This is a genomic window from Streptomyces sp. NPDC015127 (assembly GCF_043080095.1).
Classification (GTDB): domain Bacteria; phylum Actinomycetota; class Actinomycetes; order Streptomycetales; family Streptomycetaceae; genus Streptomyces.
In genome coordinates this window covers 14,396-25,842 of record NZ_JBIBVE010000035.1, presented here as the reverse complement: position 1 = coordinate 25,842, position 11,447 = coordinate 14,396, and the positions used below count along the sequence as shown (strand labels likewise).

Below are 11,447 nucleotides of genomic sequence, written 5' to 3'. Positions count from 1 at the left end.
CGACGCCGCACCCACCCCTCGAGTGCAGCCCGTTCCTCGTCCGACAGTCTTAACTCGGCCTTCGGCCGCCCGGTCCGTGCCATGGAGCCAGCCTACACATCTGAACAGAATTCCTGACTCAGAAGACTAGCGGCACCGGCTCCCGCCCCGGGGGACCTGCCGCCCAGCCCCGGGATCAGCACCGTCGCCACCGCCAGGTGCATCAGAGCGAGGGAGACCCGGGTGCCGCCGTCCATGCCGTCGCCGATGAACGGCAGGAAGGACACGGCCAGTACGGCGCCGGCCAGTACGGTCCAGATGGCGCGGGCACGCCGCGCCCCGAACCGCTCCAGGGCGGCCAGCAGTCCCCAGCCGGAGAGCGACGCGAGCAGTGCGACGACCGCCACGGGCACGGCGCCGATGTCGAGCGTCTGCTCGCCGTCGGCGATCCGCACCCGGTGCCCCAACAGTGGGTCCGCGACCAGCCACACCAGGACGGGGGCCAGGACCGCCAGGGCCGTAACCCCCAGGCGCCTTCTCCGCGCGCTCACTTGGCGCCCCCGGAGAGCGCCCCGTGCAGGAAGACCTCCACCAGCTCCTGCGGGGTCAGGTCGGGCTCGTCCTCCGTACGCGGCTGGGTGAAGAGCAGCCCGAAGAAGAGGGCAGCGATCTGCTCCGGCGGCCGGCGCAGGGCGGCCTTTTCGGGCTCCAGCAGCTCCGCGAGGGCCGCGCGGATACGGGTCGTCGACTCGTCGCGGCCCGCGCCGCGCACTGTGCCGGGGTGCTTGCCGCCGCGATGCCCCAGCGAGCCGACGATCGCGCCCATCCTGGACATGTGCGCCTGCAGCGCCTCGGCCGCCTCCGCGAGTCGGTCGGGCAGCGGCTGGGATACGTCGATCGCGCCGAGCTCGCGGACTGCGTGCTCGGGGGAGAGCGCCTCGGCTACGCAGGCCTGCAGCAGCTCGTCCTTGTCGGCGAAGACCCGGAAGATCGTGCCCTCGCCGATGCCCGCCGCGCGGGCGATCTTCGCGGTCGTCACCGCGGCGCCGTACTCGGCGATCAGCGGGATCGCGGTCTGGATGATCATTTCGCGGCGCTGCTCCGGCGACATGCCGGGGGCGCGGCGGCGGGTGGTCTGGTTCTCCTTAGGTGCTGTCATGACCGCCAGGGTACGGAGTGAGCACTCACTCCGTCAATGAGTGAGTCCTCACTCCGCTCACTTTTCCCGTACTCGGATGCTTGACCCGCCAAGATCCACAACTACGGCTGGAGTACTAACCAGCCTTCAGGCACGGGCTGACGCAGTCGGGTTGATTACCTGGGAGGTGAACGTCGACTCCACGATCTGCCGTGCCCACCAGCATGCCGCCGGTGCTCGGCGCGACGGGAAGAACCAGAAGGAACCGCCCGGCGGAAGCCGCACCGAGCTCGACGACCATGGCCTGGGACGCTCGCGCGGGGGCTGGACAACGAAGATCCATCTCGCCTGCGAACAAGGACAGCGGCCGTTGTCTCTGCTGGTCACGGCCGGCCAACGCGGCGACAGCCCACAGTTCACCGCCGTGCTGGAAGCCATCCGAGTCCCAAGACTTGGCCCGGCCGTCCTCGCGTTCGCGCGCTACGGGTGCGGGGCGACCGGGCCTACTCGTCTCGTGTCAACCGCGCCTATCTGCGGCGCCGAGGCATTCGGTGCACCATCCCGGAACCGGCAGGTCAAGCGGGTCATCGAAGGCGCCGGGGAGCGGCCGGCGGGCGACCACCGGCTTTCGACCGCGAGGACTACAAGGCTCGGCATGCGGTGGAATGTGGGATCAACCGATTCAAGCGGCACAGGGCCGTGGCGACCCGGTACGACAAGCTCGCAGTCCGCTACGAAGCCACCGTCCAGATCGCCGCCATCAATGACTGGCTCTGAGCCCGTGAGTCAAACGGGCCCTGGCCGGGTCAGTATCCGATGGCCGCTCGGAGGAGTAGCACGGTGCCGCGCCCGGGGCGGGGTTCCGCTTTGAGAACGAGCAGGCGGTTGACGGCGCTGGGCATCCCGTACACAGCCTGGGCGCGGGCGTTCTCCAGCGGGAGGGCGTGCTCCTCGACGCGGCGCAGCGCTGTGCTCAGGTCGGGCACCACCTTCTGCGCGCCGACGATCCAAACCGCGTGGGCGGCGCCGCCCGCGTTGGCGGGGAGTTGGCTGCCGCTGCCCGAGGCGAGGACGAGCGAGCCGGTCTCGGTGACCGCGGCGACGCTGTTGATGACGAATTCGGGGCTGGCGACCAGCCTTCGGATCTCGTCGGCGCCGGTGGCACGGTCGATGGCCAGGATGCGCGGCCTGATGGCTTCGTACTGGCCGCTTGCGTTGATGTCCTCGTCGATGCCGGACAGTCGGAGGGTCTCGCTGGCTCCGGTGAGCACGCCGGCGCCAGCGGGTACCAGGTCCTTGATGCGGGCGCGCGCCTCTGCGGCGTCGTCGAGGATCTCGGCGGCGAAGCCGTTGGCACGCAGCGCGGCGGCCACCCGCTCCAGTTGTTCGGCCGATGCAGGTTCGGCGAAGGACGTGGCCGGAGCCGGGTCGGCCGTGGCGTGTGCTGGGCCGGTCCCGGAGCCCTGCGCCCCGTGGGGCACCGTGCCGGCCAGCGGCGAGGTGTCGAGGTACCTGACCTCGTACACCCGCTCGGCGAACTTCCAGCCCTCTGCGGTGCGCTGGTAACGGTCGTGGTAGACGGCGTAGTTGAAGCCTTCGCGCCCGTCGAGGGTGCGTGCGAGTTCTTGCATGTAGGCGCGGCCGGTCGCGGTGTCGCCGTCGAGCAGGATCGTGCCGGGGTGCGTGTTCTGTACGAAGAAGTCCCACTGGCTCTGCAGCCGCTCGCCCCCGGCAAGGATCTCCTCGCGGCCGATCTGCTCGACGGGGATGTTGGGCATGCGCAGGGCACCGTCCGGTGTGAACAGCGACGCCAAGCGGGGTCGGTCGCGCATCATCACCGCGTCGGTGAACTCGCCGCGCAGTGCCTCGATCTCGACGCGGTCCGCAACAGCCTGGAAATCGTTCATCGAAGTTCCCTCTCCGTCCTGTTGTCGCCCTCACCGGTGCGACACCCTTACGACAACGCAGCGCTTCGAAATGTGAGGCGGCACGTCGGCCTCACATTCCGGTGCGCTGTCCTGTCGTAACGGGGTAGCGGCACAGAAGCGAGCAGGGGAGACGGCCAGACCATGACCACCAGAGCCGAGCCCGGAGACGATCAGAGCGATCCGGGCCTCAGCGAGATCACGAGCGAGCGGCGCCGGCTGATCAACCTCGGCTATCGACTCCTCGGGTCCCTTGCCGACGCCGAGGACGTCGTGCAGGAGACCTACGCCCGCTGGTACTCCATGTCCGCACGGGAGCAGCAGGCCATCGAGTCGCCCGGTGCCTGGCTGATGACGGTCGCCAGCCGCATCTGCCTGAACCTGCTCGGCTCGGCCCGGGCCAGGCGGGAGACGTACGTGGGCGACTGGATTCCGGAACCGCTGCCCGAACCAACGGAGTGGATCAACGGGCGCTCCGGCGCCGGCGGGGCCGCCCCGGCCGACCCGGCCGACCGGGTCACCCTCGACGAGTCGGTGGCGATGGCCTTCCTGGTCGTCCTCGACACCATGACCCCGGCCGAGCGCGTCGCGTTCGTCCTGCACGACGTCTTCCGCTACCCCTTCGGGGAGATCGCCGAGATCGTCGGCCGTACTCCGGCGGCGTGCCGCCAACTGGCCTCGTCCGCCCGTCGGCGCATCCGCACCGCGCATAGCCCGGCGGGCCCGAGTGCCGGGCAGGCCGGCATCGTCAGGCAGTTCAGAACGGCATGGGAGGCCAAGGACATCGACGCCCTGATCAGCCTGCTCGACCCCGACGCCGTCGCGACCGCCGACGGCGGCGGGCTGGCCGTCACCCACCTGCACCCGATCGTGGGCCGTGAGCAGATCGCACGCGCCTACGCCGAGATCGCCCGTGTGTCGGGCGACCACACCACGTTCCTGGAGTGCACGGTCAACGGCCTGCCCGGCTTGGTGGCGCGGCAGGACGGGAACCTTTCGACCGTGTTCGCGTTCGAGATCGCGGGCGACCGGATCAGGCATATCTGGGCGGTGAGAAACCCTGAGAAGCTCCGTTCCTGGCGGATCAGCTGACGAGCGATCCGAGACACCGCAGCGATCGGATCGTGGCCAGTACCAACCCGCACCGAGCCCCTATCTGAAACACGCCCTGGTAGTGCCTTGCTAGGTGGTGTCGTAGGGCTGCCATGGGACCGTTTGTTGGCAGATGGGCAGGTTCCGGTCCAGGTGGCGATGAGTGCTGGAGGAGGCCCAGGACCGCTAGGTCTTGTCCGGGCGATCACGTTCGCAGCCAGATGGAGAGAGCTGCTGCTGTGGCGGTACCTAGGAAGATGTAGCCGCGCTTGTCGTCGCGAGTGGCGACCGCCCGGTACTGCTTCAAACGGTTGATCGTCCGTTCGACGGTGTTGCGCTTCTTGTACCGCTCTTCGTCGAAGCCGGGTGGCCGTCCGCCGCGAGGGCCTTTGCGTAAGCGGGCAGCCTGGCTATCGGTCTTCTCCGGGATCGTGTGCCTGATGCCGCGGTGTCGCAGGTAGTCGCGGCAGGGCCCGTTGCTGTAGGCCTTGTCCGCCGCGACACTGTCTGGCTTCTTGCGGGGCCTGCCCTGCCCGACCCGCGGGACGCGAATCTTTTCCAGCACGGGCTTGAATTGCGTGCAGTCCGCTCGCTGTCCTGGCGTGATGACCAGGGTCAGCGGACGGCAGCGGCCATCGGCACTCAGGTGGAGCTTGGTCGTGAAGCCACCGCGCGAGCGGCCCAGGCCTTCACCTCCAGCACCACCTCCACCAGGCGGGCGACGAGTCTCTGCCACGGCGTATCGTCCTGGAGTTCTGCCGGAGCGTCCCTTTTAAAAGAGGGAGCTGGCAGCGGTGCGGTGTGGGCACCGGCGGCATGCTGGTGGGCGCGCACGATGGTGGAGTCGACTGCGATGTCCCAGTCGATCTCACCCGCCGCATCGGCCTCGGCCTGGACCTGCTGGAGCAGCCGTTCCCAGGTTCCGTCAGCCGACCACAGCCTGTGTCGTTCATAGACGGTCTTCCACGGGCCGAACCGTTCGGGCGGGTCACGCCACTGCACGCCGGTCCGTACCCGGTGCAGAATCCCGTTGATCACCTGCCGGTGATCCCGCCACCGGCCGCAACGACCGTTACTGACCGGCAGGAACGGCCGAAGCCGCTCCCATTCGGCATCCGTCGGGTCACCCCGCCCCATGACCACGTGAACGATTCGGCAATGGAGTAGTCACATGATCAGCCGGACAGCGACAACCTTGCCGGCCTCGCCACCGGGGGCCGCGTGGTCATCGGTCGGAACGGCTGACAGCCCCCGGTGCGCGGCCCGCGAGCCAGACGGCGATCCGCTTCTGCAACTCCTTGTCGGCGCGGCGATAGTCCCAACGTGCGTACCATTCCAGGTGCTGCAGGATGTTCTCCGAGCGGTCCGGGTGGGCCACCGCGATCACGTCGACGCCGATCTCGCCCGTCGAGCAGCTGATGTACACGCTGCTGTCGAGAGCCATCATGCCGAAGCCCGGGTGGCCCGCGCGGATGCCGAGGAACGACGCCGCGCCCCGGCCCATGATGTCCCAGCGGTCCAGGAGTCGGACGCGGGTCCAGGTCGTCGGTGCGAGACGGTGGCCCCAGTGCATGTTCTGCAGCCAGGCCCCGTGCGTGAGGGTGCCCTGGGGAAGCATGACGAGGAACTCGCGCCGGTGGTCGAGAAGACCCGAGGAGACCGCGAGGTCGTACCAGTCCTCGTTGAGACGCTCGACGAGCCGTGGGGTCTCGTACGGGTGGGAGAAGCCGTCGACGGTGTCCTCGGGACCGTATCCGGAGACGAACGGCATCGTGCCGTCCGGCACGGCGTCCGGGATCACCTCGAGGCCGGCCCGCCGCAGCGGCCGGTACATCTTGCGTTCGCGCTCCTGGATACCCACAGGTCAGTGTTCTACCAGGCCCGGCGCGCCAAAATTCCCCCGGTCAGCGCCTTCCCGTTTCCCGTCCTCCCGGATTGGACCGGTGCTCGGATCAGCCGCGTGATCGGCCGGACAGGTCCTAGAGAGTCAGGCGCTTGCAGAGGCTTTCAGACTCCTCCGCTGTTCGGTCAGGAATAGGTGGGCGGCGCTGAAGTGACCGAGTTTGGCTCGGTGTGCGTCTCCGGGGCTACTCGTTGTGCAGGTCCTTGGCAAGGCTTGGCACATCATGTTCGCCCTGCGCGGCATCCTGGCACCGGATCTGGTCGGCCCGTTCGTCCGCTGTGCGTGGAAACCATTGTTTCCAGATCGTTCGATTCGTTCGAACGGTGGTCCCGGCCAGGACTGGGGCGCATGTACATCGCTGTCAGAGGGCGGTACGTGAGTTGCTGTCCGTTTCGCTGTGTCGATGCCGTCTCCGTCGAAGTCTGCCGGCGGCGAGTGCACCCGGGAAGTAGTCCTTCGCTTCGGGGGCGGCGCCTCCAGGAGTCGGCCCAGGTCGTGACGAGACCGCAGGCCCGGGCGACGCGTAAACGGGCCGCCAGCTGTGCGCCAGACTGGCTCTTGCCTGGTGACGGCGGACAGTACCGTTGGCTCGTCGATCAGGACGTACTTGGGGAGAGACGCAATGGCTGTCCTGCTCTACTATCCGCTGGTGGTTCCGCCAGTGGAGATCGTGCACCAGGCGCTGCTGTACTGGGACGGGCTCTCGTCGGTAGTTCCGCGTGATCCTGAGGTGTTCCAGGCGGCGGTCTCTGCGGAGTTGCTCGAACTCCAGCAGCGGGAGCTCTATGCGCCCCTCGTCTACGACGACCGGCCTGGGTATTCGGACGACTCCGGCTACGCACCTGTGATGCGCGAATGGGGCGCGTCGTCGGTGCTGGTACGTGAGCTGGAGCGCATGGCTTCCAGGCCGCAGCCGCCGCGACCGGCTTCCCCGCCCGACAGCTTCATCTACTGGAGCAAAGTGAACGACAGGCTGATCCGGCGGCTTATCCAGCTCGGACTCGCGGAGCCGCAGCTCCAGCCGTTCCCCGGGGTTGCGGTGGCGCAGGAGGTCCAGCAGACGGTCATCGGCACCATCGTGCGCAGCCTGGCCCTGTCACCCCCGGACGGCGGCGCTGCGGAACAACGGGCCTATTTCCCCTGTACGGACCGGGAGGACGCCCATCGCCTCGCCCATCAGCCACTGGGCCAGGCGCGCAGCCTCTCGTGGGAGGTGGAGATCGGGCGGCTGCTCCCGCTGCCCGTACCCGGCACACCAACGGGCGAGGTGCTCGCCTTCCGCGAGCGGTACACGGACGAGCGGGTACGGCTGATGCGGGCGGTCCACCGGCTGCTCGGTGACCTGCGCCGGGACTACGAGCATCCGGCCGACGTCCTCGCTCAGCTCCGCCGTGAATTGACGGAGGCGGTGGAGGATTTCCAGGCCGCAGCCAAGGGCTCCCGCATGGTGTGGATCAACCGCTCGGTGACCGCGGCCGTCGCGCTGGGCGCGGCGGCCGCAGGTTCCCTTCTCGTGCCCGACCTGGGCTGGGTCCTGGGCACCGTCGGCGCCTATGCTCTCAACGTGGCAACCCGCGAGACCCGCCCGGTCACCAACGCCGCGCAGCGCCACGACTTCAGCTACTTGCACCGCGTGCGCACACAGCTCGCCTGAACGGAAGCCCGCCCCTTGATGGATGAAGACGCCGAAGAGGTGGTGGCCAGGGTCCGGGTTGTGCCCGGCGACCCGTGGCGTATCGAGGTCGCCCACCCCAACGGGCACATCGAAACCGCTGTTGTCTACGACAGGGGCGAGACCGACGGCGTGGTGCGCGCCTACCGCGACCCCGCCACCCCGCCCTCGGCCCACCACGTCAGCACCGCGATCAGATGCCTGGGCTACTTCGTGAACGGATACAGCCGACTGCCGTGGGCGATCAGTGAGGGCTTCGAGCTGCCGCTTCGGCGCGAGTGGCCGTCGCAGACCGAGCAACGCCTGCGGGAAGAGCCGCAACGCATCGCCGCGGCCTTCGCCGACAAGGGGGCCGGACGGGGGGACATGACCCTGTCGCTGCCCACGGCCGACCTCGGCGATCTCCTGCAGGACATCCGCGACGCGGTGCCGTACTGCTTCGAACCAGCCGGCGCCGAACTCCTCAAGGGGCTCGCCCAACGCATCGACGAGGCCGCACCGACACCCGTAGTCCTCCCAGCCGAACTCGACTACCAGCTGGCGCAGGAGCTGCGGACATCACCTCTTCGCGGCATCCGCGAAGAAAGCAACACCCGACTGGACCTGCTGGCCCGGCTGATCGAGGATGGCCGCCCCCTCAGCGGCGCATGGCCGGCCGTGCGTGAAACCCTCGGACAGGCCCTGCACGAAGCACTGGCACGACCCGGCGCGGAGGGAATCGCAGCACGCGACGAACTACTCGCCATGGTGCGGCACTTCGCCGACCTCCACCAGGACGCAACCCACCCGGACGACACAGAACAACAGCGGATCCAGGCCAGGACCGGTGATTGATGACCGTTTCGCCGTTCCGGGAGGTGCAAGCAGCGCTGGCCGCGTCGCCGGGCGGCTACGGCCGCGGCTGGGTGAACAAGCCCTGCCCGGTCTCGACCAGGATGCCGCGCTCGGTCAGCCGTTTGAGCTTCAGGCGGGTGTTGTTGATGTTGTTGGGCTCTATGTCCATCGTCTCGCACACCTGTCGCGCCGTAGCGGACACCGCCGTGATCTGCTGGTGGCCGGATGGTCCGGCCGCTTCGGGGCCGGCGGCGCGGGCGGCTGCGGATCGGGCAGCTCCAGCAGCGTCTTGCGGGGGATCGGGACCTCAAGGCTTTCTGCACGGGTATCCTCGCCGGTCTTCGCGCTGGTCCTGCCGAATGGCAGAGGCCAGGAAGCGTGCGGTGACCCGAGCGAGCGTGTTGCGGCCTGTTGGCGTGGAAGGTGGCCAGGCTAATTCCAGCGGAAGAAGACCTGGTCGCCGTCGTCGCAGGTGGAGCTGTAGTAGGAGCTGGAACTGCCGCTGCAGGCGAACACGTCCACGCTCGAGACGGTGGGACTGGGGCTGTTCCATGCCCAGCTTGCGGCTGGGTTGCCGGCACCGCACGCCTTGCGGCTCTCTACTCGGTTGAAGGGGCTGTCGGTGTAGTGAAAGGTGACGCGGACCCAGGCACAGTAGCCATCGCCGGGGGGAGTGTCCTTGACGGTGCCGCTGAGGTACACGGTGTTGCCGGAGACCGACACGTTGCCGACCACGCGCGCTCCCGGGCGCTCGAAGGTGAATCCGGTTGCTGCCGATGCCGGGCTGTGGGCAAGCATGCTGATGCCCAGGGTTGCTGCGGCCGCGCAGGCGAGGGCTTTCCACTGGTTCATGCGCTGTCTCCTGTTCTCGGGTCGGACCAGCGGGCAGGGCTTGCCTGTCCGCCGGTAAGGGCACGATCACCACGATCCGCAGTGCGGCTCGTCCGCGCAGCCCCAACGGCTGTCCGGGACATGTCCCGGACAGCGCAGCCGGTCGAGGCGATCCCGGCCGTGGCTGCCGAGCACGACCCGTCTGGTGCGGCCACCCTGACGTGGGGTCACGTCACCGGGATGGCCCCCGACCGACAGCCAAGGAGCTCGGACGTCCATGCCTCGCCACGCGCGGGAGAGCGACGCCTCGGCCGACGGCGCCCCGACCCAGCTTCGGTGACCATTAAGCTGCCTTGGGTGCCTGAGTCATGACAAAGGGATCCTGGGAAGGCTGGGTGGACGGGGGAGGGCCGCGGCCGCAAGGGGCGGCGGATGCGGCGCAGTTCGTGGGGCTGATGCGGCAGTTACGGCAGTGGGCGCATGTGAGTTTCCGTGAGTTGGAACGCCGGGCGGACGCTGCGGGAGATGTGCTTCCGCGCGCCACGCTGGCCGGCGTACTGGACAGGCCGGAGCTTCCTCGGGAGGAGTTGCTGGCTGCCTTCGTCCGGGCCTGTGGAGGGGACCGGTCCGAGGTCGAGGCGTGGGTGGCTGTCCGTAAGCGTCTGGCTGTCGAGGCCGAGCAGCGCCCGGTGCCGGCACCGGTCCTGCGGCGGGCGGACCTTTGGCAGACCCGCTCCCGCCGGACGACACCGATCCGCGCAGCGGAACGCGGCACGCTCCCGAGGTGCCGGGCGTGGATCCGCCGGCCGCTGGGCAGACGTCTGAGGTCGCCGGGGCGGAGGTGGCCACCGGCGCGGCTGGTGCGGACCCGGCGGTGCCGGAGGAATCGTCCACGGTACGACCGCAGGCGCGCCCCCCCTCTGGCGGGACCGGGGGCTGCTGCGTCGCGGCGTTCCGGCTTCGTTCTGCGGCCCGGCCGTGTCCTGGTGGCGGGTGTCGTGGCCGTGCTGGTGTCGGCCGGTGTGACCGGGATCGTCCTGGCGCCGGACGACCCTTCCGGCGAGCCGCTCGTGCCCCGGATGCGCCCGCCTGCCACCGTGACGCTCATCCCCTCGTCGTCCGGCCGGACACCGGACGCAGCCGTCGCCTCCCGCCCGGCGACCGAGCCCGGCGTCAAGAACACTCCCGTACCGGGCGCCACACGGCAGCTGTCGCGGCCCGCGCCGTCCTCCAAGAGCACGTCGCGTCCTGGGGAGCCGGAGCCCCAGCGGACTTCGAGGGCACCGGATTCGACTCCGTACGAACCACCGCCTCCTGTCTACGATCCGCCGCCGTCCTCCACACCGCCCCCGACCGACGGCGGTGGCGGTGACCCCTTCCCCGAGGAGACCTGCTGGGACGCCAACGACTGCGCCTGACCGGGCAGTCACGAACCGGTCTGGTGCCGCGACGGGGCCGAGGGTGAGGAACTGCGAGGACAGCGTCAGCGGCATGAGGGTGAGCGTGCTGCCGCGGTGGGGTGCGCGGACGACCGTGCCGTTACCGATGGACAACTGGAGTTCACTGCCGCCCGCCGGCCGGTGGACATGGTTGCCGGGCGGTCTCGGCCGCATCGACGTCTGCCTGCTCATGGAAGCCTCCGTCCCGCGCGTGTCCATGCTTCTCCCCTCCTGAGCCAGGCAGAGCTTTGCGAACTGCACTGGGTCCTTGCAGACCAGGGGCTCCGGCGATCGACGGGCTGATCGCAGTCCGGCTGAGCGGCCCGTCGCACCGTTCAGACCGCCCTGTTCTCGTACTTACTCTTCACCGGGCCGGACTTCTTGGTGTCCTTCTGCTCTCCGCGGTCGCTTCGGTCGCTGCGGCTGTCGGAGGTATCCGTCTTCTTGCTGTTCGACGTCTTCTCGGAGTGCTGCGCTCGAGTGTCGCTGCGGTCCCGCTTGTCCTTGCCGGCGTGGTCCTTGGTGCTGTCCTTCGCCTGCTCGGCCCTCAGCTTGCGGGTGCGTTCGGTGACGCAGGTGTCGTAGCCGCCGCATTCGGTGCGTGCCTGCTGGTAGGCGGGGTCTGCGTTGGACT

General features: G+C 69.1%; 11 protein-coding genes and 1 pseudogene. 5 read left to right on the top strand and 7 right to left on the bottom strand.

Features of this window, described 5'->3' with window-relative positions:
- Positions 1 to 92: 92 nt before the first annotated feature.
- Positions 93 to 530, bottom strand: a complete 438-nt coding sequence (locus ACF08N_RS35890; protein ID WP_392328937.1) for a DUF6069 family protein — start codon at positions 528 to 530, stop codon at positions 93 to 95.
- Positions 527 to 1,138, bottom strand: a complete 612-nt coding sequence (locus ACF08N_RS35885; RefSeq protein WP_392328936.1) for a TetR/AcrR family transcriptional regulator — start codon at positions 1,136 to 1,138, stop codon at positions 527 to 529. The genes ACF08N_RS35890 and ACF08N_RS35885 overlap by 4 nt, the downstream gene beginning before the upstream one ends.
- 112 nt (positions 1,139 to 1,250) lie before the next feature.
- Here ACF08N_RS35885 and ACF08N_RS35880 point away from each other — a divergent pair.
- Positions 1,251 to 1,894 (top strand): annotated as a pseudogene (locus ACF08N_RS35880) (IS5 family transposase); the annotation flags it as partial.
- Between the two features lie 29 nt (positions 1,895 to 1,923).
- Here ACF08N_RS35880 and ACF08N_RS35875 read toward each other — a convergent pair.
- Complete coding sequence (locus tag ACF08N_RS35875; protein ID WP_392328935.1) at positions 1,924 to 3,024, bottom strand: LUD domain-containing protein; 1,101 nt, start codon at positions 3,022 to 3,024, stop codon at positions 1,924 to 1,926.
- 162 nt (positions 3,025 to 3,186) lie between these two features.
- Between ACF08N_RS35875 and sigJ the strand changes: the two genes are divergently transcribed.
- Positions 3,187 to 4,134 carry an RNA polymerase sigma factor SigJ gene (sigJ, locus tag ACF08N_RS35870; RefSeq protein WP_392328934.1) on the top strand — a complete coding sequence of 316 codons (948 nt, stop codon included), beginning with the start codon at positions 3,187 to 3,189 and terminating at the stop codon, positions 4,132 to 4,134.
- Positions 4,135 to 4,339: 205 nt separating this feature from the next.
- Here the strand turns inward: sigJ and ACF08N_RS35865 are convergent.
- A protein-coding gene (locus tag ACF08N_RS35865; protein WP_392328933.1) for an IS5 family transposase occupies positions 4,340 to 5,271 on the bottom strand; the annotation gives its coding sequence in 2 pieces (ribosomal slippage) (positions 4,340 to 4,891 and positions 4,894 to 5,271; 930 coding nt in all).
- A gap of 88 nt (positions 5,272 to 5,359) precedes the next feature.
- Positions 5,360 to 5,995, bottom strand: coding sequence for a hypothetical protein (locus ACF08N_RS35860; protein WP_392328932.1), 636 nt, complete (start codon positions 5,993 to 5,995; stop codon positions 5,360 to 5,362).
- A 664-nt stretch (positions 5,996 to 6,659) separates the two neighbouring features.
- Here ACF08N_RS35860 and ACF08N_RS35855 point away from each other — a divergent pair.
- Positions 6,660 to 7,691, top strand: a complete 1,032-nt coding sequence (locus tag ACF08N_RS35855) for a hypothetical protein (RefSeq protein ID WP_392328931.1) — start codon at positions 6,660 to 6,662, stop codon at positions 7,689 to 7,691.
- A gap of 18 nt (positions 7,692 to 7,709) precedes the next feature.
- Positions 7,710 to 8,543, top strand: coding sequence for a hypothetical protein (locus ACF08N_RS35850; RefSeq protein ID WP_392328930.1), 834 nt, complete (start codon positions 7,710 to 7,712; stop codon positions 8,541 to 8,543).
- 432 nt (positions 8,544 to 8,975) lie between these two features.
- Here ACF08N_RS35850 and ACF08N_RS35845 read toward each other — a convergent pair whose 3' ends face one another.
- The gene (locus ACF08N_RS35845; protein WP_392328929.1) at positions 8,976 to 9,395 is read right to left on the bottom strand and encodes a hypothetical protein; all 420 of its coding nucleotides are present in this window, start codon (positions 9,393 to 9,395) and stop codon (positions 8,976 to 8,978) included.
- Positions 9,396 to 10,360: 965 nt separating this feature from the next.
- Here ACF08N_RS35845 and ACF08N_RS35840 point away from each other — a divergent pair.
- Positions 10,361 to 10,792, top strand: a complete 432-nt coding sequence (locus ACF08N_RS35840; RefSeq protein ID WP_392328928.1) for a hypothetical protein — start codon at positions 10,361 to 10,363, stop codon at positions 10,790 to 10,792.
- Positions 10,793 to 11,148: 356 nt separating this feature from the next.
- On the opposite strand, the gene ACF08N_RS35835 is transcribed toward ACF08N_RS35840, so the two are convergent.
- A partial coding sequence (locus ACF08N_RS35835) for a hypothetical protein (protein ID WP_392328927.1) occupies positions 11,149 to 11,447 on the bottom strand: 299 nt, incomplete at its 5' end.

Coding starts and splice junctions, on each gene's coding strand:
- ACF08N_RS35885 (WP_392328936.1), bottom strand. CDS start 1,138: ATGACAGCACCTAAGGAGAACCAGACCACCCGCCGCCGCGCCCCCGGC.
- ACF08N_RS35875 (WP_392328935.1), bottom strand. CDS start 3,024: ATGAACGATTTCCAGGCTGTTGCGGACCGCGTCGAGATCGAGGCACTG.
- sigJ (WP_392328934.1), top strand. CDS start 3,187: ATGACCACCAGAGCCGAGCCCGGAGACGATCAGAGCGATCCGGGCCTC.
- ACF08N_RS35855 (WP_392328931.1), top strand. CDS start 6,660: ATGGCTGTCCTGCTCTACTATCCGCTGGTGGTTCCGCCAGTGGAGATC.
- ACF08N_RS35850 (WP_392328930.1), top strand. CDS start 7,710: ATGGATGAAGACGCCGAAGAGGTGGTGGCCAGGGTCCGGGTTGTGCCC.
- ACF08N_RS35845 (WP_392328929.1), bottom strand. CDS start 9,395: ATGAACCAGTGGAAAGCCCTCGCCTGCGCGGCCGCAGCAACCCTGGGC.